Origin of the sequence: Roseivirga misakiensis (assembly GCF_001747105.1) — a bacterium.
Classification (GTDB): Bacteria; Bacteroidota; Bacteroidia; order Cytophagales; family Cyclobacteriaceae; genus Roseivirga; species Roseivirga misakiensis.
The window spans coordinates 1,144,199-1,167,837 of the sequence record NZ_MDGQ01000005.1 but is presented as its reverse complement, the minus strand read 5'-3'; the positions used below and the strand labels follow the sequence as shown (position 1 = coordinate 1,167,837).

Sequence of the window (23,639 nt, the reverse complement as noted above, 5' to 3'; positions counted from 1 at the left end):
AGTGAATGCACCAGAAAAGAAAAGTAGATTATCGGATTAACTTGAAAGAACCACGATAGGATTCTTCAAATGTCTGATCATTGATGGTAACCGAGTAGAAAATGATATAAGAGTACATGCCTGTCTGTGCCTCTTGCCCTTCAAATCGGCCATCCCAACCAACCGTGATGTCATTGCTGGAAAAGACAATCGTTCCCCATTTATTATATACCTGCATCGAATATGGCAGGTCACAGTCGGTGACCGCATTAAAAGTATCGTTAACACCGTCATTATTCGGACTAAAGGCGTTTGGTATCACTACCTTTGGAAACCTTTCCGCCACGTCTAAGTTAAATGTCGCTTCGCACCCATTGGCATCCACTATACGCAGTGAATAACTTCCCTTACTCAAATTGGAGGCATTTTGGTCATCTACTCCAGGGTTGTTGCTCCAGAAAAACTGGTAGTCTGGCGTTCCACCTTTAGCGCCTACAAAGGCGGTTCCGTTAGTTGCTTGAGGGCAAACGGCAGGATTCAGGAGGGTTTCCAAATCTGCTTCTAACCTTGGTGGCTCATTAATAGTCACATTGGTAACAACCTCACAGTTATTGGCATCCATGGCAGTCACTCGATAATTACCACCGCGAAGCCCTGTTATTTGACGAGTATTTGTAGTTCTGATAGCACCATTACCTTCCCATAAATATCTGTACTCGCCATCTGGAAAAGGCACGCCACCGACCACCATGATTTCGGCAGTACCAGTGTTTTCTTGGAAGCAAAGTGTGGAACTACCTTGCGCATCTACTATTTCCATGACCTCTGGTTGGTTTACTTCAAATGCCTGCACCAATTCACACCCGATTTCATCCGTGATCGTCGCGACATAAGTTCCCTCGGCTAAATTACTAATGGAGGCACCACTCATTCCATTATCCCAGGTTACGGTATAATCGCCCGGCTGACCTCCAGAAATATCAAGCGTTATGGTACCACTGGCCTCGCCATGACAAAGGACATCCGTTATGGTCGGTACCGCTACAATAGGTTCATTAATCGTAACGACTAAGGGTTCGGAAAATCCTTCACAATTAGAAATCGAAGGGTTATACTCTCGGTACCAAATGCGACCTACTCCGGGGCCATTCCAACGTACATTTACTGAATTTCCTTGGTTGCTACCCAAAATTTCACCGTGAGCATCGACAAACCACTCATATTCAGAACCGGCAGTCAGAGCCACCGAATACTGGACATTATCGAAATCACCAAAACAGATACCGTTAGGATCGTTGCGATTACTCATCGGTAATGCAGGCTCTAATGCAGTATTGATTTTAACATCGAATGACAGCGTGTCCGTATTGCACTGGTCCAGATTCACGGGTAACACTTTGATAAAAGCGCTGTCGTTGGCTACTCCCCAATCTACCGTGATTCGCCCAGTATTACCTCCTGAAGTAATCACTCCTCCTTCTATAAACCATTCGTATGTGTTTCCTGGTGGCCCATCAACACTATAAACGATATCTGTCACTTCTGGACAAACTGATAATGGCCCTACAAACTCATTAATCGCTAGTTCTCTAACAGTTATTGTTTTCACAACCGTGACCGCATTGCTACATAGACTTCTGCCACTGGATGCTGTTAAAGCTACTTCGTATTCGCCTGCCTGATCGAAGGTATGCACAGCGTTTTGGGTTAAACCGAGCGTGCCATCTCCAAAATCCCACTGAAAAGTGTCAAAAACTGGATCTTCTCCGGGAAGTATATCAAATAAGGCATTGAAGTTAGTCGGTAGCCCTACACAGATTTGGTTATCGACTTCTATTTCCAAGCTCTCGGCAATTTGGGCTAAATCAAGATCGCTCAGGCTTGCGCCAGCCAAATATCCAAACGACTCCTCATCGCCAAAGGCGTAGATGTACGGCAAAACCCCATTTTCAGCTGTTAATCGATGGTTGCCCTGTTGAAATTGAAGGGTAGCATAGGCGGCATTGCCTTGTACTGTAAATTCACTGGTGATGTCCACGCCATCAAAGGTGATGTTTCTTAAATCTGCACTTGGTGCGACCAAGGTCATGTAGTGTGTAGTAGATCTAAAAGTTGGTAAAGCACTAAAATTCACGGCATTTATGCCTTGTTCGGTCGGCGCGAGCAAAATCATAAATGGATCTGACGGCATGTCGTCACACCCCTGACTCCTGCTAAAATGGCCAATGCTAATTGGCTCATTGGATGTGATAGATCGTATGCCATCTAGGGTCTCTTCAAAGTAATATTCGCCCGCATCTAAATCGATATTACCAATGCCTTCAATATTCACTCGAGTACCATCCGTGCTGGCCACTATTTTAACCAAATCGCCTCCACTTCTTCCTTGTAGAGGCACAAAAAGAAACTCTTGGCCCCATGCCGATATTGGCGGCATTTGCTCCATCAAGTGATCCTTGGTCGGGCCACAATCGCCCACGTTAGTGGATTTGTTTCCTGAAAAAACAGCTATTTTTTTACAGATTCTATCCGATCCAATGATTGACCGAATAAAAGTCCCCGTGAGATCGTCTTCAGACTTAATATGGTAAGTCTCTCCTGCATTTAAATTGATTGTTTGGGTTTCACCACCAATCCAACCTTCCGATGTATCAACCGAAGGCACTACAATGATCTCTGTATCGTTTTCCGTCGCCACGATCACAATATTTGACTCTCCCGCATCATTGCTGATGGTATCTGTTTTCACATGGGCTATGGTGTAGTATTCAGTATCTAGGGATTGGATGGGTAATACAGCCGTAGCATCTATGCTGGACGAACGTTTATTCATGGCATAAACGCTTATGTCTGTGTCCGAGGTCACATGAATGCCAAAGTCATTTTTTCCCGCTAAAGTGGACATCAACTCACTTGGCAAAATCACCAAACTATTCCGACCGGGTTCAACTACCTTTTGATTCAGAAAACTTCCACCAGGATTGAGTATCGTAACATTGGCTCTTTCTTCGGCATTAATCCAGATTTCTAGAGAGTGCCCAGGAATAAAGTCATTTTCCGTAAAACCTAACCAGAACTCCTTTCCTACAGTAGTGGTTTGTCCGACAGCAGATAGGCCGCAGAACAAGGTCAGCATACATATGAATTGTATCCTACCAGCAATACCCTGTATGTAAAAGAATTTATTCACGCGATTTATTAACGAGGCTTAAGGAAAAAGCTTCTGTTTAAGAACAACTAAATAACTCTGGAACCTTAGACAAGAGACTTTCAGTAATTCTTATCGAATTAACTTAACTGAACCTCTATAAGTTTCTTCAAAAGCGACATCATTGAGGGTACCTGCGTAGAAAATTACGTATGAGTATTTACCGCTAGGTGCTTCCTGCCCTTCGAAATTCCCGTCCCAACCGTCGTTTACATCATCAGTTGAGTAAATAACGGCTCCCCATTTGTTATAGATTTGCATGGAAAAGCGAATGGCACAATCCGTAACTGGTGCAAAAACATCATTCGTTTGGTCGCCGTTCGGACTAAATGCTGTAGGGATAAATATTCTTGGAAAACGTTCTTCCACCTCTATCGCCAAAGATGTTTCACAGCCATTTGCATCTACAATCCTAACGGTGTATCGGCCTTTACTTAAGTTTGAGGCTGTTCGATCATCGACAGAACTGTTGTTACTCCAAAAGAACTGATAGTCAGGTGTTCCGCCTTTTGCATCGATAAACGCGGTACCATCAGAAGCTTGAGGGCAAATCGGCTCGTTGATCAAGGTCTCTAAATCTGGTTCTAACAACGCTGGTTCATCTATAACAAAGGTTGCCGAAGTTTCACAGCCGTTTGCGTCTACTATATCGACTAGATAGTTTCCAGCCCTTAACCCGTTGATTTGACCCGTATTGGTAGATGTATTGAAACCGTTAGGGCCAGTCCAACTGTAGCTATAATCTCCATTGGCAAAAGTGGTACCGCCGCCCACTAATATCAGGGCGCTACCATTCGATTCTTGAAAACACCTTACCGGATTCAACTGCATATCGCTTACAGCAAGTACATCTGGTTCCGTGACAGTATATGTTTCCATAATCTCGCAACCTAAGGCATCGGTAATAGTGGCCACATAATCACCTGCAGCCAAGCCTGTAATATCTTGACCCATCATACCGTTGCTCCATGAAACGCTATAATTACCGGGTTTTCCTCCTGATAATGTAAGACTTATTGTTCCATTAGCGTCGCCGTTACACAAGGCATTAGTAATGGTAGGGGTAGATATTATTTCTGGATATATAATTACCTCCAATTCATCAGAGAATCCTTCACAGTCAGAAATGGCAGGATTAAACTCGCGATACCAGATTTTTCCAGTACCTGGACCTGGCCATTGGACTCTAATCTCGTTTAAACTGTTATCCGTAAGAATGGTACCTCCTTCTATAAACCACTCGTATTCCGATCCATTGGTTTGCGGTGTGAAATAGGTCACCTCGTTAAAATCTGTAAAACAGACCTCATTGGCAGTGAAGCCATTACTTTGAGGAAGGGCGGGTTCAAGTCTTTTGTTGATTATTACATCGAGTGTTAATGTGTCTGTTTCGCAACCTAACTCATTAATACCGACCACTTTTAAGAAAGCGTCGTCTCGAGCAACTCCCCAGTCTACTAAAATTCGATTGTTATCAGCGGTTGGTGTAATTGTACCACCCTGGATCTCCCAAACATAAGTCTGCTCAGAAAAACCGTCAACCACATATTCAATATCGGTTACATCCGGACAAACTGAACTTGGCCCATTGATAGCATTTACAAAATTATCGATCACAGTAATGGTTTTCACAACTGTTTCAGAACTACCACAGGCACCTCCTTGAGATGCTCGCACCATGATGTTGTATTCCCCGGGAGCTAGGTATGTATGGACCACATCTTGACCTAAAACGACTAAACTTCCATCTCCAAAATCCCATTCAAATGTATCGAAACGTGGATCTTCTCCAGCAGGCACTTCAAAATCAAGTGTAAATTCTACTTCGTTATTTACACAGGCCTCTGTATCAATGAGGGCGATCTCTGGGTCGTCTCCCACAATGACCAAATCCAAGTTTTCTAAGGATGCTCCAGCTGCATAACCAAATGACTCAATATTGCCGAATCCATAGATGTACGCAATAAAGCCAGCATCGGAAACCAAGGTATAATCTTCACCGATATTAATGCCCACATTAGCGTAAGAGAACCCGGAACCTGGAACACTAATAAAGTCCGTCGAAGGGATAGTATTCCCATCAAGGGTAAGATCACCAATATGTGCCGTCTCAGTAATAATAGTTACAAAGTAATTGTCTATCACATTGGCTGTCAATGCATTAAACGTAATCTGTGTAAGCTTTTGTTCATTAGGACTTAGCATGATCATAAACGGATCACCCGGTCCGGCGTTTGTATTGTTATCGCAGCTTAAAGCCTGACTAAACTGAGCAACTTGTATTGGTTTATCAGCAAAAATCCCTACAACATCTGTCTCTAACCTTCTCTCCGTCATACCGGCGTCGAGATTAATCACATCACCACCGATTACAATTCGTGTATCGTCTTCAGCCGCAGTGATTTGTAGAACATAGGCCGTTCTTAACTCATAAGGTGCGGCAATATAATTTTCGCCCCAAGTACTTACTGGGAACATTTGTTCATATAAATGATCGGCAGCAAACCCTCCAATATCACTCCCAGATTGGCAATCGTCACCTCCTGTGACTCTTCCCCATTGGTTGCCCCCAAAAACGGCAAAATTCTTACACTCGGTTGTATTGTCATTGTTTAACTCTATGAGCGTACCGGTTAGGTCGCCATCGGCCTGTACTTGGTAAACATCACCTTGGTTAAGGGTAATATCATAGGTCTGACCAGCATTAAAACCTCTTGCATTGACTGAAGGAGTTATTTGAATCTGTGTATCATCTGCGGCGGCCACAATGAGAAAAGAAGATGGGCTATCTTGTTCACCATTGTTGTTACTATTAAAATTATCACCCGTCGGATATTCTTCCCAATATGCAGAAACGTAATATTGATTTCCGAGTGTATTAACGGGCAGTATTACAGCAGCATCGGCGCTTCTACTTCTGCTATTCAGGGCATAAACACTAATATCGACATCTGAGGTAACACGAATAGCCCGTCGTTGAGACTGAGCCGAACCTGAAGCTGCAAATGGATTATCGGTTAGTGAGGCAATAACTTCACGATGTGTTACACCAGGTTCTACGGTAATAGTGATCGTCCTAGAATCTGTGTAAATAAAGATTTCTACTTCAGCACGTTCTTTACTCGTTAGAAATATCTCTAAGGATGAAGGCGCACTAGGGTCAAAATTTTGCATGAAGCCAAACCAAAAGTCCCTGCCTTCGGTAGTCACCTGAGCGTTAGCGCCAAATGTACAGATGAGTAAGAGTAGAAGTAGTGTTAGTCTTTTCAATTCCTCAGTTGCCTTCAAGAATCATCTAGTCGAAGTTCAAATATGGCTATAATTTCCGTTTCTCAAACGTCTTTGAGCCTCAAATATTCTATTTGATCAGCCTTATGACAATCGTAATTGAGAAATGTTTAACGAATGCCTTATTCTGTTCCTTTGCTGCTTGCATCTTCCCGCAGAATTCAATTGCTTTGGGCAAATTTTAGTCTATGGAAATTAAAGCGAAAGTCGAAAAGATATTCCCAACCCAACAGGTAAGTGCGTCATTTAGAAAGAGAGAGTTTGTTGTAGAGTACGCTGACAATCCTCAATACCCAGAATTGATCAAATTTGAGTGTATTCAAGACAAATGTGACCAATTAGATGGCTTTTCTGAAGGGCAAAACGTGAATGTTAGCTTTAATCTTAAAGGCAGAAAGTGGACTGATCCTCAAGGCGTAGACAAATACTTTACTTCGTTACAGGCTTGGAGAATTACGGCCGACCAAGGTCAAGCAGCTCCACAAAACAATGCCCCGACTGGTGCTACACCTCCTCCTCCAGCATCATCAGACGAGCCAGATTGGTTAAAATCAGATGAATCTGATGATTTACCTTTTTAATTAGTCTATGAAGTACGACATCATAATTGTTGGTGGTGGTATAGTAGGCTTGGCAACAGCTCATCAAAGCCTACTTAAAAACCCAAAGTTAAAACTTGCTTTAATCGAGAAGGAAGATCGACTGTGCAAGCACCAAACTGGCAACAATAGCGGTGTTATCCATTCTGGCCTCTATTACAAACCCGGAAGTCTTAAAGCCCGAAATTGTATTCACGGATACAATATGCTACTCGATTTCTGTAATAAGGAAGAGATTCCTTACGAGCTTTGCGGAAAAGTAGTAGTAGCCACTGATGATTTTCAAAAACCGCTCTTGGATAACCTTTATAACAGAGGTTTAGAGAACGGCCTAGATAAAATAGAGAAAATCAGCATTGAACAGCTTAAGGAAATCGAACCGCATGTGAACGGTATTGCGGCGGTGAAAGTACCATACACAGGTATAATCGATTATGTGGCCGTTGCTGAAAAGTATGCTGAAAAGATAAGAGAAGCTGGCGGTGAAATTTTCTTGGGCGAAAAAGTAATCGACATTAAGGATAGCCAAAGCCACTCCATGGTAGAGACTTCTAAAAGATCATTTGAGACCACTCTTGTGGTTAATTGTGGTGGGTTATACTCCGATCGTCTGGCTAAGAAAACCTCTGATGAAGTGGACCTAAAGATCATCCCTTTTAGAGGAGAATACTTTAAGCTAGTGCCCGAAAAGGAGTATCTAGTAAAACATTTGATTTACCCGGTGCCTGATCCAAACTTCCCTTTTCTAGGTGTTCATTATACTCGAATGATCAATGGAGGTATAGAAGCAGGTCCAAATGCGGTTTTAGCTTTTAGACGCGAAGGCTATAAAAAATCTCAAATCCATTTAGGGGAACTAATGGAGTCACTAATGTGGCCTGGTTTTCAGAAAGTGGCCATGAAATATTGGAAAACTGGATTTGGTGAAATGTATCGCTCGTTTTCGAAAGCAGCTTTCACCAAGGCACTCCAAAAGCTGATCCCTGAAATTCAGGAAAAAGACCTTGTTGATGGCGGTGCAGGGGTTCGCGCACAAGCCTGCGATAGAACTGGTGGTTTATTGGATGATTTTTCCATCATCGAGGCCAAACATGCCATTAACGTTTGTAATGCCCCTTCTCCTGCAGCAACTTCTTCTTTGGCGATTGGCGATACCGTGAGTGACCTAGTCCTAAAAAGGTTCTAAGTCGATTTAGCCAAAATTTCAAATTCGATATATTGTGATATGAAGCACACCTTCTTATCACTGGTTATCCTATTCGCGATTTCAATCCAAGAGACTGCAACCGCTCAGGGGCACACTTTTATGTCCTATAACATCCGGTACAACAACCCAAATGATGGAGCGAATAAGTGGGATGAAAGAAAAAGTGAAGTGGTTAATCTAATCGATCATTATGAACCCTTGGTTTTTGGTTTGCAAGAAGCGTTGTTAGATCAAGTCGTCTTTATCCGTCAATCGTCAAGCACCTACGACTATATCGGAGTTGGCAGAGATGATGGTCAAGAAAAAGGTGAATTCAGTCCAATTTTCTATAATAAGGAGAAACTTAATCTACTTAAAGAAGGCACCTTCTGGCTATCAGAAACACCAGATAGGGTCAGTAAAGATTGGGATGCCGCTTTGCCGAGAATTTGCACCTATGGCCAATTTCAATTAAAAGACTCTAAGGCCACTTTCTGGTTCTTCAATACCCACTTCGATCATAGAGGGAAATTGGCAAGAGAAAAGTCAGCAACATTGATCATCGAAAAAATCAAAGCATTGACACAGGATAAGGCTCCAATAATCCTCACAGGTGATTTTAATGCAATACCTGACAGTAAACCCATTCAGAACATCACAAATTACCTATCAGACGGCTTTAGCAGTAGCCAAAAACCTTTCTATGGGCCTATCGGGACTTTCAGTGGCTTTGATACCTCTGCCAAACTGGAAGATCGGATTGATTATATTTTCTTTAGAAATGCGACTGGTATCAGCCTGACCCATATTGATGATAGAAGAACTAATGGACTCTGGGTTTCTGATCATTTGCCGGTGCTCTTTAGCGCGAAATTCTGACTATTCACGATCCTTACCGCCTATTTTGGAAGCGATCGATGAAATGTTAACGAACGGAATTAAGATAATTATTCGATTGAGCTTCTAGATTCAGTTGGTTATTCCTAAACTTTTAGACAACTTTCAACGATAACAGTGTCGAGAAATTGAACATTAATATGAACGACAGTCTAATCATTTCCAAGCTAGAAGAAAATGAATTCGAGAGACTATCAGAACTCGTTATACTATTTAATGAAGTTTTCGATGAGTATAACAAAGTAGCTTCGGACAGGCAACTGAAGAAATTATTAAAAAAAGCCGATTTTTTAGCCATTGTTGCAGTCAAGCAAGGTAAGATTATTGGTGGATTGACTGCCTATGAACTAGCAAAGTATTACACTGACAAAAGCGAGTTATATATTTACGATATAGCCGTCAAAACTAAATTTCAAAACCAAGGTATTGGCAAGCAATTAATTGAATACTTGAAGGATTATTCAGTCAAAAATGGAATTGAGGGAATTTTCGTTGAAGCTCACTCCGATGATGAATCAGCCGTTAAGTTTTATGAATCAACTTTTGGGGAAAGTGAAAAAGTAGACCACTTCAATTTTGAAATAAAAATTACAGGCAACAACGAGAATAAAATATAGGCTAACCAACCAAAACCGAAACATGCTTGATAGGCCCATGCTTGGCGACAATTGAAGAGAGCTTTTAATGGAAAACAATGTTAAACATTATAGAGAAAAGAGTAATCTAACGCAAACTGAACTTGCCGAAAAATCAGGTCTGTCATTGAGGACCATTCAAAGAATTGAAAAGGGCAGCCTGCCTAAAGGCCATACATTAACGTCATTGTCAAATGCTCTTGGTATTGATCCGGATAAACTTTTGAATCATACAGCAGACCTTGAGAAAGTTAAATACATCAATATTTCAACCTTATCCTTTTTAATTCTCCCTTTCGCTAACATAGTGCTTCCTATAATTTTAACGAATAAAAGTGAAGATGAGCGTACCAAACGAATAGGTAAGGACATCATAAACATTCAAATCTTCTGGAGTGTTGTCACCTCTTTTATATTGATTGTTAGCCCCTTCATTCAACACTGGTTATCGATTGAACTTCCGTTAATTACGATCTGCTTATTGGTATCAATTGGTATTAATCTTTTCATTTTCCTAAAAAATGCCATTAGCTTGAACGACAGATCAGAATTGCGAATCAAGCCGATTCTGAGGCTTTTGTAGGCGCTGTCATATCATTGTCATATTATTGTCGGGATCTATTTTTCTCAAAGCTGCCTCGTTGTTTGATTTTTGAAAAAACGACAATGAAGATCTTGAAAAAAATAGCTTTGATAACACTCACCGTTATCATCGTACTTGGTGTTGGAGGTTACATATATTTCAACAAGAAGTTTTCTCCTCCAAAGAATTATTTAACCATAGAAAACACTGCAAAAGAAGTCCCAATACGATGGGTTGCCAATGAAATTAGTGACATTTCTGCCATGCTTTTACCCGTTAAGATTAGCGGAATTCCTGAAACAATGTATATGCAGTTCGATTTGGGGTCGACATACACTATGTTTTATTCAAAACCACTGAAATCCCTACATTCAAAATACTCCAAAAACATCAAATTTCAGGAAGAAACAGATGAGGTTGATCTTGTTATCGAAATGGCTGAAATGAAAATCTCATCCGATAAATTCAGACTATTAGACTTTGGTGAGGCTATAGATTGGGATAATAAAAAGACTTTAAAAATCATCGGAACAATTGGCACTGATTTACTAGAAAAACGTACGGTTACCTTAGATTTCGAAAACCGCAATTGCTCTTTTAGGTCCAGTTTTTCTGATGCCGAATTATCTAATTTTTCAGATTTCAATTTTAACAAGCGAAGAATTCTATTACCAGCCACAATTGACCAAGAGGAATTGAACCTCTTATATGATTCTGGGACAAGTGCTTTTGAACTAGTAACAAACCAGGAAAGTTGGCTTGCCTATGGAGATGAAAACGGGAAAATTACGACCAGTGCTGGAAACTCCTGGGGAAATACATTGACAGTCAAAACTCGACCTGCAAACAAACAAATAGACATCGGAAACAAGCGCCTTAAGCTATCAGAGGTAACTTATATTGAAGGTACGTCTGCGACTCAGAATATGCTTATGCGATTATCTGGGATGGAAGGTATGATTGGAAATAAGCTATTCATTAACCAAAAAGTGATTCTAGACTGTAAAAATGAAAAGTTTAAGGTTGAATAAACCTGCACATGAGAGTATAACCTTGAACCGTTAAAAAACATCCAGGCACAGATTAAGGGTATAATCAGAATCGATTAAACGGTCAATCCCTCTTCGAAAAACTCGAGTGTTCTTTTTTCAGCATAAGTATGTAATTGCCTAGGTATGGCAAAGCCAACATGTCCTCCCCTTTCGGGAGTTTCCAGATAAAGGTTTTGCATTGACTTAGCCAAGGCATAAGGGAAACAGTTTCCTATGAGCAAGGGGTCATTTAAGGCATTTAGAATCAAGAGTTCTCGAGTAATCTTCTTGATAAACGGAAATGGGTTGCAGTGCTCGTAAAATGCCGCTCTATTCTTGAACCCATGCAAGGGTGCAGAATAACGTTCATCAAATTCTTCGAGTTTTTCTATTTGGTCAAGACCTGAAACGTCGATATCTGGATATTGGATCGCCTTAGCCTTTACCTTCTCTTTTAACTTCTGTAAGAAACGCTTCTCATAAACTCTATTTCCTTTCAGGCTGAGTGTATCCACACTTTCTGGCAATGAGCAGGGCACAGAAATGACCACGGCTTTTTTTACAGCTTCTGGCAGACCAAATTCGGCCTCTTGCCCCAAATACCTGAGCGTTTGGCCTCCCCCCATGCTCACCCCGACTAGACAGACCTCTTCGTAGTCATGAGCATTTACAGCGTGATCCACTACCGATCTGAGGTCATAACTTGCCGCATGGTGATAAAGGATTCGTTGTCGGTTCATTTCACCATTACAGCTTCGGTTATTCCATGCCAAAACATCCCAATTGTTTTCCTGAAAAAGCTTCGCCATACCAGTAACATAATGTCGATCTGACCCACCTTCTAAGCCATGGGAAATAACAAGTAATCGTTTGTTGCTGTTTTTTACCCAATCAAGGTTTAAAAAATCATCATCTGGAGTTTCAATTTGCTCCCTTTGATAAACCACGCCCTTTATTTTGCGAGTCATACTCGGGATTATGGTCTCGAAGTGTCCATTGACATAAAAAAATGGCGGGCGTTTATAATTTGATTCTACTGTGGGCATCTAATGAGGTATATTTGCGCAATCAATAAAAATTAACTGTAGACACCATATAATCGCCTAAAATTCGGTCAGAAAAATCGGAATGTTACGTTGGATAAAGAAGTTGTTGGTTGCCGGCCTGCTGTTTATAGGTTTTACTGGGTATGCTCAGACGGTTACTGTCGTCAATCAAAAAAATGATAGACCAGTACCAAGAGCCACAATCCAAGAAAACAAAAGCGATAGAGCCGCTATCACTAACGAATCTGGGTTAGCAAGCTTAAAAGGCTTTACGGAAAACAGCACTTTACTTATACGGCACCCCTCTTTTCGTCCGAAGGAGGTAAAATATCAAGACCTAGCAAAGCTCAATTTTATTATTCGCCTCACGGAAGAGATCATCGAAATGGAAGATGTGGTGATTTCGGCTAATAAGTGGGAACAAAACAAACTAGAAATCCCTCAGCGAATAACAGAGTTTGGTGCATTGGAAATTGCGCGTGCTGAACCAGCCACTACAGCCGATTTACTTGGGATGAGCGGGCAAGTTTTTGTACAAAAGAGTCAACTAGGCGGTGGAAGCCCTATGATCAGGGGTTTTGCGGCTAATTCAGTACTAATAGTAGTGGATGGAGTAAGAATGAATAATGCCATATTTAGGAGTGGAAACCTGCAAAATGTCATCACACTCGACCCCAATAATCTACAGGAAGCCGAGGTAGTTTTTGGCCCTAGTTCGGTCATCTATGGTAGCGATGCCCTAGGCGGTGTTATGGATTTTCACTCAAAAAGCCCGAGCTTTTCACCAGAAGGTGCCACAATTCAAGGTTCAGGATTTACACGATACGCTTCTGCTGCGAATGCCGTTTCAAGCAACTTACAATTAGAGTTGAACTTGCCCAAGTTTGCATCCTTTACCAGCGTTACCTACAACAACTTTGATGATTTAAGAACGGGTAGTAACAGAACAGATGCTTTTCCTGATTTTGGAAAACGATTCGAATATGTTGAAAGAATTAATGGGGAAGATCGAATAATTCAAAACGAAAATGTTAATCGCCAGATAGCCTCTGGATACGATCAGTGGAATATTCTTCAAAAATTTCGCTGGCGAATGGGGTCATTTTCCGACTTTACTTATTCGCTACACCACTCTACCTCTTCTGATATTCCTCGATACGATCGCTTGACTGATCGCACCAATGGCAATCTTACCAACGCCGAATGGTATTATGGACCACAGGAATGGCAGATGCATTCCTTACAATCTCGTTTCTTTTATCCGACCAAGTTCTTTGATCAGCTTAAAATGACCACAGCCTTGCAACGTGTGGTAGAAAGCAGAAACGACAGGCGTTTTGGAAGTGATATACTCAGGTCGCGTCGCGAAAACGTACAAATACTGTCATTCAATCTGGATTTCGAGAAATCATACGGCCTTTCAGGAGAACTCTATTACGGGATAGAAGCTGTCTTAAATGATGTCGAGTCTACTGCAGAACAAACCAATATATCTACAGGGGAAGTATCACCCACTAGTACTCGTTACCCAGATGGTGGTAGTGACTATAACAGTTTAGCAGCATATATCAGCACTAAAAATCACCTCAATGATAAACTCATCCTTTCTACTGGCTTGCGTTACAGTTATATCACACTGAACTCAAAGTTTGTGGACGATACTTTTTTTAATTTCCCATTCGATGAAATTGACCTAAGTAACGGTGGTTTGACGGGAAACCTTGGCCTCGTATTCTTGCCACAAGCGGGATGGAAACTGAATGCATTACTTTCAAGCGGTTTTCGTGCTCCAAATGTTGACGATATAGGCAAAGTATTTGACTCTGAACCCGGGTCGATCGTAGTGCCTAATCCAGACCTAAAACCAGAAACCAGTTACAATATAGAGTATGGCATTAGCCGACAGTTTAAGTCTGGGTTGAAAATAGACTTTGTTAATTACTATTCTTTCCTAAGGGACGCTTTGGTTCGAAGACCCTTTACCTTTAATGGTGCCTCCCAAATCCAATACGACGGCATCTTGAGTAATGTCTTTGCAGAAGTCAATGTGGGTGAAGCATTTATTTGGGGTTTTAGTTTCAATTTAAGCGCTCCATTGTATCAAAATATTACGCTTAAAAGCAGCTTTACTTACACAGAGGGAGAAGACACAATCGAAAACCTTCCACTTCGCCATGTGGCCCCTCTCTTTGGAGAAACAAGCGTTACATTGAGTCAGAAGAAATTTACTTCGAGCATTATCTTGCGATACAGTGGCGGAATTGCCTTTGAAGATTTGGCACCATCCGAGCAGAATAAACCACTCCTTTATACAGCAGACGGAGCCCTGCCTTGGAGCACATTGAATATTAATAATTCCTACCAACTCAACGATCGGTTTACGATCAATATCAACTTAGAAAACATACTAGATACACACTACAGAACTTATTCCTCGGGAATTAGTGCGCCAGGTTTTAATGCCATAGTTTCTCTCAGGGCGACTTTCTAGGAAGGTAACAGTTTATTAATCTTTAGTTTATTATTAGGATAAAGTAGATAACTACCTTTTGGATGATTCTTATCAAATCATATTTATTGGGTGTTAATAAAAAAAGGTCTGTCTCGCAGATCTTTTTTTGTTCAAAAGCACTTCAAAGTCCGTCTTCAACCCATAACTTCGTATTTCAAGCAAAGAGTAATGCACGTAGCGATCGCAGGAAATATTGGTTCGGGAAAAACCACTTTTGCCAAGAAATTGGGCAAGCAGTTTAATTGGGATGTCCAACTAGAGTCGGTAGAAGATAATCCTTATTTGAAGGATTTTTATGAAGACATGAAAAGGTGGTCTTTTCACCTACAAGTATACTTCTTAAACAGTCGATTTAATCAAGTGGCCAAAATTCGCGAGTCTGAGTTCAAAGGGACCATACAGGACAGAACTATTTACGAAGATTGCTACATTTTTGCCGCTAACCTTTACAAGTCAGGCTATATCGCAGAACGCGATTATCATAACTACTTGGAGTTATTTAAGTCCATGATCAAGCACGTAAAAGCTCCTGATTTATTGATTTACTTGAAGGCCGATATACCAAAACTTGTCGCTAACATTCAAAAACGAGGTCGGGCTTACGAAGAATTAATTCGGATTGAATACCTCAAAAACCTCAATGAGCATTATGAAGAGTGGATAGGCAGTTACGATTTGGGCAAGCTACTCGTGATCGATGTGAACGATCTAGATTTTGTCGCCAATGTAGAAGATTATGCTTTTATGTTAGAGAAGGTGAATTACCAAGTGAACGGGTTATTCCAATAGCTGAGCAGAAAGTGCATCTGATCTAAATCAGATTGTTCCCTCTCCTTTTTCTAGAATGTCCCAGGTATGATCTGCAAGAAGCTTTACTGTAGCGATATACTTCTTAAATGGCTTGGATCTACCCCACTCCTTTGGACCAATGAGCGATAGGGTATCCTTTCCATCTTCTAATTCATACAAGTGATAAACCTTACTGATCAAAGGTTGAAAGTTCATTTGAGCTTGATAAATTCTTTCTGAAACATCTACCCGATCTTGTAGCGCCTTAGCCTGTTGAGCCAAAAGCTGCATTTGATCATAGATCTGCTTCATATTCATGTCCGTCTGCTCATACATGGCAGACACGGCGAGCCCTTTGATTTTACCTTTGTCTTCAGGTTTAATCATAGCACCGCCAACAGTATGCGGAAAAGCAATAGTCCCTGGATTGGAAGTAACCATATCTCCCAGCCTGTCCATATCAATCTGATCTAAATCTACTTTCTTACCTGCTTTACTCACAATTCGTTCTTTGCTTCTATTAAGTAAATATTACACTACTTTGTTTTCACTTCAACCGAGTCTTTTTCAACATTCTCGGACGGCGCAATAGACTCTTTCAAATACTTCTTTGACCCTGGAAAAGATGTTTTCCTTGAAATATCATAACCAACAATGATGGTAGCGACAATAAAGAGGATGGCTACCACAACAAAAATCTTCTTTTTCTTATCCATAATTATGCAGAACTCTTGTCTATCTAAAGACTAAACCAATGAATGCTCATTAAGTTTAGGACACTAATTTCAATATTTCTGCGCTAAATTTGATATTGAAAATCGAAACTCTTTGACAGTTCAGCGCAAAATAATTCATATCGATATGGATGCGTTCTATGCCTCCGTAGAACAGCGTGATGATCCTGAGCTAAAAGGAAAACCCGTGGCGGTGGGTGGTAGTAAAGAGAGAGGTGTTGTGGCAGCGGCCAGCTACGAGGCTCGGAAATTTGGTGTGAGATCGGCTATGCCCTCCACGCTTGCTTATCATAAGTGCCCGAACATCATATTCGTCAAACCTAGGTTTGAACGTTATAAAGAAGTCTCTAATCAAATCCATGAGGTTTTTCAGCAGTATACTGATTTGATAGAACCGCTTTCATTGGACGAGGCTTATTTAGATGTAACGCAAAACAAAAAAGGCATGCAATCGGCCACCATGATTGCCAAGGCGATCAGGAACGACATTAAGGAAAAAACTGGACTGACAGCTTCTGCAGGAATTTCTACGAACAAATTCATTGCAAAAATCGCCAGCGATTACAATAAACCTGATGGCATTACTTTGGTTGGACCTGAGAAGACAACAGTGTTTTTAGAGCAACTGCCAATTGAAAAATTCTTTGGGGTTGGCAAAGTCACAGCGGAAAAAATGAAGGCCCTTGGCATCAAAACGGGTCTGGAATTGAAAGCATGGTCTAAAGAAGCGCTTACAGCACACTTCGGTAAATCGGGTAGTTTCTATTATGAAATAGTTCGGGGAAACGATGAGCGACCTGTAAACCCCAACCGGATTAGAAAATCGCTCGGGGCAGAGAACACTTTCGATTACGACTTGATAGAATTGGTCGATATGAAGCTCGCTTTGGAGCCGATTGCACGAACGGTGATGAATCGATTGAAAAAAGCTGAAAAATTCGGCAAAACTCTTACCCTTAAAGTGAAATTCAAAGATTTCAGACAAATCACAAGAAGTCAATCGGTTACAAAGGAAATTGATAGTTTTGATCGGTTGATAGAAATTTCATTTGGATTATTAGAGCAAATAGATTGGGATCAATTTCCGTCAGGTGTTAGGTTATTAGGGATTACATGTTCTAATTTTGGTGATAAGGAAATAGGTGTAGTAAAAAAAGGTCACCAATTGACCTTGAATTTTTAGCCATTCCCTGTTTTTAAAATTATCTTACAAGACGGTTAACCAGTAATTGAACTTAGAATGACAAAAGTAATTATCCATAGTCACGCTGAATTTGAGCAGTACATCGGGCAAGAGCTTGGGGTTTCTGAATTCTTAAAAATTGACCAAGACCGCATCGGAGCGTTCGCAGATGCTACCATTGATCATCAATGGATTCATATTGATTCAGAAAGGGCAGCCAAAGAGGGTGGTTTCGGCAGTACAATTGCCCACGGCTACCTAACCCTATCGCTACTTCCCTATTTATGGGAACAGATAGCTGAGATCAAAAACATTAAAATGATGATCAATTACGGGATTGAAAAACTCAAATTCAATCAACCAGTTAAAGTTGATCAAGAAGTAAGATTGAGAGTAAAACTTAGTTCTTTGGCAGATTTAAGGGGTATTACTAAATGCCAATTAAATGTAAAGCTGGAAATCAAGGATAATCCTAAACCTGCTTTTACAGGAGAGTTTATCTTTTTATATCACTTTAACAAGTAATCACTTTCTACGAACGTAGATCGTTTTTTCTAACTCACAGACTACCTCATTGGCCTCATTTCGGATGACTAAAGGCAATACGTAGTCTTTTTTCCCGAGAGCATCAACTTCTGCCTTTACTTGGGCTACAAACTCTTCCGTGATTTCAAAAACGCAAGTCACTTTTCCCTTACCTGGTTTTTTAAACTTGATAGTGCTCGCTTTATCCCAAACAATGTAATCTCTTCCTAATTTTTCAAACAGTAAAAGCATATAAAATGGATCGGACATGGACATTAACGATCCACCGAAATGCGTACCCACTAGGTTTTTATTCCACCACCGGAGTTTCATTTCAATTTCTGCACGCAAAAAGTCTTCGCTTATGCTTCTCACCCTTACGCCAGCACCTATGTAAGGAGGATAAAAATTCATGAGTTTAATCTTCTGTCGCTTAGAAAGTCTGAACATCTGGAGGAAAAGTTTACTTTTGCGTCAAATAACAGAAAAATATAATGACAGCAGAAATCCATACTGAAAAAGGCGTAATGAAAGTGGAGTTTTATGAAAAAGATGCTCCTAACACTGTTAAAAACTTTGTAGACCTTTCTAAAAAAGGTTTTTATGATGGCTTGAATTTCCACCGAGTTCTTCCTGATTTTGTTATCCAAGGGGGCTGCCCTGATGGCATCGGTACAGGTGGACCTGGTTACGCAATTGATTGCGAACTTGATGGCGAAAACCAATATCATGACAGAGGTGTACTTTCTATGGCACATGCTGGAAGAAATACTGGTGGTTCTCAATTCTTCATCTGCCATAGTCGAACTAACACTGCTCATTTAGACAGAAACCACACTTGCTTCGGTAAAGTGGTTGATGGAGTTGATGTAATCGATGATATCCGACAAGGTGATAAAATCGAAAAAATCGTGATCAACGACTAAGCTTATTCCACGTAAGAAAATGAAAGGTCGGCTATCATTTAGCTGACCTTTTTTTATTGGATAGATCAATTAGGGAATCTCACCTTGAATGATATCAAAACAGGGTTTTCTCCGTCAACCGTCTTAAAATCAGGATTTCTGAGTATTGATCGGCTCTCATCTGTAATTTGATCTAAAAGAAAATCAAACTTATCTCTATCTAGCGCACCATATAATCGACCATCCTGTAGTAGCAGCGGAATAAAAGCACTACCATATCCTTCTCCCAGAAGCCAATCAACGTAGTGAATTTGATTTTCGTTTTGCTTATCGATCAAGAAGCCATACCAAGTGTAATCCGGAACTTTATATGTCTGGCCAAGAATAAAAGTTTCATCCTCGAACCAACCTAAATATTTCAACATTTCTATATTTTGAAAGCCAGTTTCGTAGTGCACCATATACTCCTCGTTGGTCTTAATTTCAGTACCATATAACCAAAATTCGCCTAAACTGAAGCGATAAGCTGGTTCTATTTCCTCGGTAACTGAATCTATTTGAAAAACAGTATCACTTAAACTAGACCTGTAGAAAACTTTGCCTCCAAACTTGTTGAAAAGCTGATGTCCTCCTGGTGCCCACATTATATTCTGAAAAGGAACAGCGGCTTTCTCAATTTCAAAATCATTATTTAAGAAAAGGATATTGTTCATATTAAAATTAGAGATGTCTAGAAAATCATAATTGATATCTATCAGGAATCCCTTATTCCATTCAACAAAGTCATTTAGTCTATAACCCAAACTTTTCGAATCGACAAAACCTAAATTACTATCCCATTTTAACACCCTTTGTCTTCGTGAATCAATACCAATGAGTGTGTCCTCCTTCAAGACTAAATCAATAATTTGTTGATACTGTGAGGGGCCATTGCCTCTGTTTGAAAGCATTTCGACAAAACTACCATCAGAACGAAATTTCATCAATTTGATAAGCTTACTATCTAGTAAATAGATCGAGCCATCAGATACAATAACTTCTTTTATCCCACCAAATAAGGACTCTGGGGTCTCCTCTAAGAAAATAAATTCCACGTCTTCCATGAATTCAACCAGAGGAACATGCTTTTGGTTAAAGTCTATGTCGTATTGCGGTAGTTCGTCAGAGGATGGAACTGAATTCTCGACTTCATTAGGCCCTGAACATGCCGAAAATAACAGTGGCAATAAGATTAAGAATGGTGACACCTGACTAAAAGTCATAACTTCCTAATTCTAATGAACGCCAAATGTCGTAGCTATTTGGGTCCATATTTTTGAGTTTAAAACCAGAAGGACCATACTTGATCACGGTAGGGTACATTGAATAAAAACCACCATTGTGAAAGAGACTATTTTCGTCAAGATATACATTTTTCCTAAATAGAACTGAATCACCATAAATAAGCTTAAGCCTCTTACGTGATTCATAGAACGTCAGTATAAAGTGAAATTCACTTTGCTTAAAGTTAGAGGCCTTTAAAAACTCTTGAGCCATTTTTAAACAACTAGGACATCCTTGCCCTGGAATTATAATATAGATAAGATCGTCTTCAAGAATTCTGTTGTCAATCAGACCTGATTCAGAAAGGACTTTCTCAAATTGAGCCTTTTTCCTATTACTGCAACCACATAATAAAAACAATACTAAAACAATAACTAGATGATTACCTAACCTTATCATAAAAATCAAATATGTCAAAAGTTAATACCTCTTCATTTACTTTAAATTTCTTTTTAGACGCGATGTTTAAACCATCTTTGTTTACATACATCATCTTAAGATCATATTCATCAGGGTCAATATCCTGCTCACCAATTTTTTGAAAATTTCTATCAAGAATAATAATAGAGCTTTTCATCTTTCTCATGCCATCTTTAAAAAGTGCTTTGTCGAATGGATATTGAGTCACACGATAAGTAACACCTCTATATGGATCATGTATCACTCCCCAATATCTTGGTTCACTAAAAAAATACTTCTCTGTCAATTCGGGGTCAGGGATTCTATTATAATCTGACATTAAAGGTTCTACAGAATCAAAAAATATACTCTCTGTTTGTAGTTCTTTTTGAACAATACCATTATTATCTATCAGCATTAAATTTTCAGAATTAGCAAAACTTACTATAAACTGATCTAAAGAATCGATAAAGTCATAGTAAACAAAATTCATTAGTCCATCACCCCAATTAAATTCCGTATTTAATTTGGGCCTTTGAAGCGAATATCTCAACGTGTCATTTTCAATATCATAGGATAGCATCACTTCATTTTGTAATCTCATTTTTCGCCAAATCCCTGGAATAATACCATACAAAGTGAAGTGATTACTAGAGTAATGAATAGGACTTAAAGTAGACACGACTGGGAATGCATAACCTGTATTAACGCCATTTGGTGCAAAATCATACCTGTTTAGTATAACACCTTGACTATTTACCCTAGATAAAACACCTTTCCATCCATCAAAAAGATAAATACTTTCTTTATTTTCGATATAAAAGCCATAAGCACCTTTAATTCCAATACTATTCTCACCGGATGTATAGTAATCCAAGGCCCAAATCAATTCTCCCGTTGCCTCACTGTAAACCTGTAACCTATTTGCATCAGAATTGAGAATAGCGAGTGTTTCTTGCCCCTCGAATTCACCGTAGTTTATGTAGCGGCTACTAAAGAGTGTCAACGAGTCTATTAAAAACTTTGACTCTCCAACAACCCTGAGGGTTATGCCTATATTCTTAACATTGGTTATACCATTTTCTGATTTTTTACATGCTGGCAAAAGGAAACAAGCAAAAAAGAAAACAAACATTTTAAACTTCGTCTTCATGAATATAAGGTTTAACGAGCCATAATTCTATGACTCGTTTACTCTAGTTAAAAATTACAATTTGGCACTGGCACCCCCCCTGGTCCCCAAGCTGTACACTCTCGACCATCAGGTACATTAGTACACCAACCGTCGTAGTCATAGCTCCCTGGTTCTATAGGGGTACATTCTGATTTAAGACTGGTGGCAATCGACATACTAAACAATATTGTCAATCCAATAAATGTTACTTTAAACTTTTTCATTTAAATAAATTTAAATTTTACCTACTCTATTACAAGGTTTTCGGAGCATCCCTTTAACATACTCTTACAAGATAGTATTTTATTTGTACTTATCAATTATTTATAGTGATTTATTAAATATATATTTTTAATAGATTTACTATTAATGTTATAAATAACGTTTTATTTAATTTAAACGAAGAATAAAATATCACGACTAACTAAACTCAGTAAATGATTATCACCATAAATACTTTTGAATAGGAAGAATCCACTTTAGCAAAGATTTGTCTAAAAGGAGTAAGTATTTAAGTTCGGCTATCATTTAGCTGACCTTTTTCTTTTGAAGATAAGCTTTCGCAAAATCTGCCACTAAATAACTGAGCGCCTTCCCTACCATTCGTTCTTCTAATGAGTTAGTCGGAGCTGCTTCTGGTAAATGGAGATATTTTACCATTAAATTCTCTGCGCACTTTCGTACAAAAAACCTTGCCTGTTCTAAGGTCACTCCAGACGGTGAAATCGCGCTACTGGGTATCATTTTGATGGCATCCATATCCACTTCTACGCCCCAAGACCCTTGATTCTTATAGGAGGCAATTGTTTCATTCAATGATGCCTCGAAGTCTTCTATATCCTCTAAGAAAGTATAATCTACGCCTCCAGTCTCGTCCATACTTTTTAAAAGCGATTCACTGTTATAAGACTGATGAAGCCCGAAAGCAGAATAGTTGTTAAGAAACCCATGCTGTTTTGCGTAGGAAAAACCGTTGCCGCTATGCCGCCCTTCCAAGCTGCGAAAGTCGGCATGTGCGTCCAAATTTATCGCGTTCATTCCATCGTTCAGGTTTAGGCCCATTGCAACACCTTTCAAAAGAGGGTAAGCGTTATTATGCCCTCCTCCAATTACAATTGGAATCAAACCTGATTTTACAATCGCAGTGATAATCGGATACACCATTTCATCTACCCTTTCACACAGCAATCTTGCCTCATTGGTGTCGGTTTGGTCTAGATCGACTTGTAGTTTTCTAACATCTACCTCCCCTAACACTACAAAAGCTTCCCCTGATAAAAACCTATTGCTCTGAATATTTAGGAAGGCATTTAGAAAAGTCCACCATGCATTTTCTGTTCCCGTTTTACCTCCATTCCCGATCACGCCGATCGATTCTGGTATCCCCAACAGGCAAAATTTAACTCCCTTGGCCTTTATGGCGTCTAGTTCACTCAGGTCACTAGAATCTAGTGTAAGGACCTGTTCACCAAGCTTTATTTCACCAGTTCGATGATTTACAATCTTTGCTAATTCACTGTAAGTAAGGCTTTTTAAAGACATGGCGAATTCGTTAGGCTGAATTTAAGAAAATTGCTTTTGAGGCTTCTTTAGAACTGCTTTTATTACGGTCTAATAATTAATATCTTCACCAAGCTTAACCA

At 39.8% G+C, this 23,639-nt stretch carries 21 protein-coding genes; 11 read left to right on the top strand and 10 right to left on the bottom strand.

The window, feature by feature from the left end:
- Positions 1 to 28: 28 nt before the first annotated feature.
- Complete coding sequence (locus BFP71_RS12790; protein WP_141719756.1) at positions 29 to 3,169, bottom strand: T9SS type B sorting domain-containing protein; 3,141 nt, start codon at positions 3,167 to 3,169, stop codon at positions 29 to 31.
- Between the two features lie 90 nt (positions 3,170 to 3,259).
- Complete coding sequence (locus tag BFP71_RS12785; protein ID WP_069835856.1) at positions 3,260 to 6,475, bottom strand: T9SS type B sorting domain-containing protein; 3,216 nt, start codon at positions 6,473 to 6,475, stop codon at positions 3,260 to 3,262.
- Positions 6,476 to 6,663: 188 nt separating this feature from the next.
- Here BFP71_RS12785 and BFP71_RS12780 point away from each other — a divergent pair, with 188 nt between their 5' ends.
- The 6 genes from BFP71_RS12780 (at position 6,664) to BFP71_RS12755 (ending at position 11,406) form a co-directional block, all read left to right on the top strand.
- Positions 6,664 to 7,056 carry a DUF3127 domain-containing protein gene (locus BFP71_RS12780; RefSeq protein ID WP_069835855.1) on the top strand — a complete coding sequence of 131 codons (393 nt, stop codon included), beginning with the start codon at positions 6,664 to 6,666 and terminating at the stop codon, positions 7,054 to 7,056.
- Between the two features lie 7 nt (positions 7,057 to 7,063).
- A complete protein-coding gene (gene lhgO / locus BFP71_RS12775) occupies positions 7,064 to 8,260 on the top strand; it encodes an L-2-hydroxyglutarate oxidase (RefSeq protein WP_069835854.1) in 1,197 nt (398 codons plus the stop codon).
- Positions 8,261 to 8,299: 39 nt separating this feature from the next.
- Positions 8,300 to 9,139 (top strand): endonuclease/exonuclease/phosphatase family protein, encoded by an 840-nt coding sequence (locus BFP71_RS12770; protein WP_069835853.1) that lies wholly within the window; start codon positions 8,300 to 8,302, stop codon positions 9,137 to 9,139.
- Between the two features lie 158 nt (positions 9,140 to 9,297).
- Positions 9,298 to 9,774 carry a GNAT family N-acetyltransferase gene (locus BFP71_RS12765; RefSeq protein WP_069835852.1) on the top strand — a complete coding sequence of 159 codons (477 nt, stop codon included), beginning with the start codon at positions 9,298 to 9,300 and terminating at the stop codon, positions 9,772 to 9,774.
- Positions 9,775 to 9,841: 67 nt separating this feature from the next.
- Positions 9,842 to 10,375: a helix-turn-helix domain-containing protein gene (locus BFP71_RS12760; protein ID WP_069835851.1), complete on the top strand. Its 534-nt coding sequence runs from the start codon at positions 9,842 to 9,844 to the stop codon at positions 10,373 to 10,375.
- Between the two features lie 83 nt (positions 10,376 to 10,458).
- On the top strand, positions 10,459 to 11,406 hold the full coding sequence (locus tag BFP71_RS12755) for a hypothetical protein (protein WP_069835850.1): 948 nt from the start codon (positions 10,459 to 10,461) through the stop codon (positions 11,404 to 11,406).
- A 74-nt stretch (positions 11,407 to 11,480) separates the two neighbouring features.
- Here the strand turns inward: BFP71_RS12755 and BFP71_RS12750 are convergent, their stop codons facing one another.
- The gene (locus BFP71_RS12750) at positions 11,481 to 12,374 is read right to left on the bottom strand and encodes a YheT family hydrolase (RefSeq protein ID WP_317040716.1); all 894 of its coding nucleotides are present in this window, start codon (positions 12,372 to 12,374) and stop codon (positions 11,481 to 11,483) included.
- A gap of 160 nt (positions 12,375 to 12,534) precedes the next feature.
- Here BFP71_RS12750 and BFP71_RS12745 point away from each other — a divergent pair, with 160 nt between their 5' ends.
- Both BFP71_RS12745 and BFP71_RS12740 read left to right on the top strand, forming a co-directional pair.
- Positions 12,535 to 14,943 carry a TonB-dependent receptor gene (locus BFP71_RS12745; RefSeq protein WP_069835848.1) on the top strand — a complete coding sequence of 803 codons (2,409 nt, stop codon included), beginning with the start codon at positions 12,535 to 12,537 and terminating at the stop codon, positions 14,941 to 14,943.
- Positions 14,944 to 15,132: 189 nt separating this feature from the next.
- A complete protein-coding gene (locus tag BFP71_RS12740; protein ID WP_069835847.1) occupies positions 15,133 to 15,753 on the top strand; it encodes a deoxynucleoside kinase in 621 nt (206 codons plus the stop codon).
- A gap of 27 nt (positions 15,754 to 15,780) precedes the next feature.
- On the opposite strand, the gene BFP71_RS12735 is transcribed toward BFP71_RS12740, so the two are convergent.
- Both BFP71_RS12735 and BFP71_RS12730 read right to left on the bottom strand, forming a co-directional pair.
- Positions 15,781 to 16,254: a DUF2452 domain-containing protein gene (locus BFP71_RS12735; protein WP_245701845.1), complete on the bottom strand. Its 474-nt coding sequence runs from the start codon at positions 16,252 to 16,254 to the stop codon at positions 15,781 to 15,783.
- A gap of 35 nt (positions 16,255 to 16,289) precedes the next feature.
- Complete coding sequence (locus BFP71_RS12730) at positions 16,290 to 16,469, bottom strand: hypothetical protein (RefSeq protein ID WP_069835846.1); 180 nt, start codon at positions 16,467 to 16,469, stop codon at positions 16,290 to 16,292.
- 112 nt (positions 16,470 to 16,581) lie between these two features.
- On the opposite strand from BFP71_RS12730, the gene dinB reads away from it, so the two are divergent.
- Positions 16,582 to 17,670, top strand: a complete 1,089-nt coding sequence (gene dinB, locus BFP71_RS12725; protein WP_088125017.1) for a DNA polymerase IV — start codon at positions 16,582 to 16,584, stop codon at positions 17,668 to 17,670.
- A 57-nt stretch (positions 17,671 to 17,727) separates the two neighbouring features.
- Positions 17,728 to 18,195, top strand: a complete 468-nt coding sequence (locus tag BFP71_RS12720; protein ID WP_069835844.1) for a MaoC family dehydratase — start codon at positions 17,728 to 17,730, stop codon at positions 18,193 to 18,195.
- Here BFP71_RS12720 and BFP71_RS12715 read toward each other — a convergent pair whose 3' ends face one another.
- Complete coding sequence (locus BFP71_RS12715; protein WP_069835843.1) at positions 18,196 to 18,645, bottom strand: DUF4442 domain-containing protein; 450 nt, start codon at positions 18,643 to 18,645, stop codon at positions 18,196 to 18,198.
- 41 nt (positions 18,646 to 18,686) lie between these two features.
- Here BFP71_RS12715 and BFP71_RS12710 point away from each other — a divergent pair, with 41 nt between their 5' ends.
- Entirely contained in the window at positions 18,687 to 19,121 is a 435-nt protein-coding gene (locus BFP71_RS12710; protein WP_069835842.1) for a peptidylprolyl isomerase, read from the top strand.
- 65 nt (positions 19,122 to 19,186) lie between these two features.
- Here the strand turns inward: BFP71_RS12710 and BFP71_RS12705 are convergent, their stop codons facing one another.
- From BFP71_RS12705 to BFP71_RS12690, 4 genes are all read right to left on the bottom strand, one after another.
- Positions 19,187 to 20,362 carry a 6-bladed beta-propeller gene (locus BFP71_RS12705; protein ID WP_069835841.1) on the bottom strand — a complete coding sequence of 392 codons (1,176 nt, stop codon included), beginning with the start codon at positions 20,360 to 20,362 and terminating at the stop codon, positions 19,187 to 19,189.
- Positions 20,352 to 20,636 carry a hypothetical protein gene (locus BFP71_RS19285; protein WP_141719754.1) on the bottom strand — a complete coding sequence of 95 codons (285 nt, stop codon included), beginning with the start codon at positions 20,634 to 20,636 and terminating at the stop codon, positions 20,352 to 20,354. The genes BFP71_RS12705 and BFP71_RS19285 overlap by 11 nt, the downstream gene beginning before the upstream one ends.
- Before the next feature lie 169 nt (positions 20,637 to 20,805).
- Complete coding sequence (locus tag BFP71_RS12695) at positions 20,806 to 21,975, bottom strand: hypothetical protein (RefSeq protein ID WP_069835839.1); 1,170 nt, start codon at positions 21,973 to 21,975, stop codon at positions 20,806 to 20,808.
- Positions 21,976 to 22,524: 549 nt separating this feature from the next.
- The gene (locus BFP71_RS12690; protein ID WP_069835838.1) at positions 22,525 to 23,538 is read right to left on the bottom strand and encodes a formimidoylglutamase; all 1,014 of its coding nucleotides are present in this window, start codon (positions 23,536 to 23,538) and stop codon (positions 22,525 to 22,527) included.
- Positions 23,539 to 23,639 lie beyond the last annotated feature (101 nt).

Bases quoted from the DNA above. Each gene is read 5' to 3' on its own strand.
- BFP71_RS12780 (WP_069835855.1), top strand. From the start codon at position 6,664: ATGGAAATTAAAGCGAAAGTCGAAAAGATATTCCCAACCCAACAGGTA.
- lhgO (WP_069835854.1), top strand. From the start codon at position 7,064: ATGAAGTACGACATCATAATTGTTGGTGGTGGTATAGTAGGCTTGGCA.
- BFP71_RS12770 (WP_069835853.1), top strand. From the start codon at position 8,300: ATGAAGCACACCTTCTTATCACTGGTTATCCTATTCGCGATTTCAATC.
- BFP71_RS12765 (WP_069835852.1), top strand. From the start codon at position 9,298: ATGAACGACAGTCTAATCATTTCCAAGCTAGAAGAAAATGAATTCGAG.
- BFP71_RS12760 (WP_069835851.1), top strand. From the start codon at position 9,842: ATGGAAAACAATGTTAAACATTATAGAGAAAAGAGTAATCTAACGCAA.
- BFP71_RS12755 (WP_069835850.1), top strand. From the start codon at position 10,459: ATGAAGATCTTGAAAAAAATAGCTTTGATAACACTCACCGTTATCATC.
- BFP71_RS12750 (WP_317040716.1), bottom strand. From the start codon at position 12,374: ATGACTCGCAAAATAAAGGGCGTGGTTTATCAAAGGGAGCAAATTGAA.
- BFP71_RS12745 (WP_069835848.1), top strand. From the start codon at position 12,535: ATGTTACGTTGGATAAAGAAGTTGTTGGTTGCCGGCCTGCTGTTTATA.
- BFP71_RS12740 (WP_069835847.1), top strand. From the start codon at position 15,133: ATGCACGTAGCGATCGCAGGAAATATTGGTTCGGGAAAAACCACTTTT.
- BFP71_RS12730 (WP_069835846.1), bottom strand. From the start codon at position 16,469: ATGGATAAGAAAAAGAAGATTTTTGTTGTGGTAGCCATCCTCTTTATT.
- BFP71_RS12720 (WP_069835844.1), top strand. From the start codon at position 17,728: ATGACAAAAGTAATTATCCATAGTCACGCTGAATTTGAGCAGTACATC.
- BFP71_RS12715 (WP_069835843.1), bottom strand. From the start codon at position 18,645: ATGTTCAGACTTTCTAAGCGACAGAAGATTAAACTCATGAATTTTTAT.
- BFP71_RS12705 (WP_069835841.1), bottom strand. From the start codon at position 20,362: ATGACTTTTAGTCAGGTGTCACCATTCTTAATCTTATTGCCACTGTTA.
- BFP71_RS19285 (WP_141719754.1), bottom strand. From the start codon at position 20,636: ATGGCTCAAGAGTTTTTAAAGGCCTCTAACTTTAAGCAAAGTGAATTT.
- BFP71_RS12695 (WP_069835839.1), bottom strand. From the start codon at position 21,975: ATGAAGACGAAGTTTAAAATGTTTGTTTTCTTTTTTGCTTGTTTCCTT.
- BFP71_RS12690 (WP_069835838.1), bottom strand. From the start codon at position 23,538: ATGTCTTTAAAAAGCCTTACTTACAGTGAATTAGCAAAGATTGTAAAT.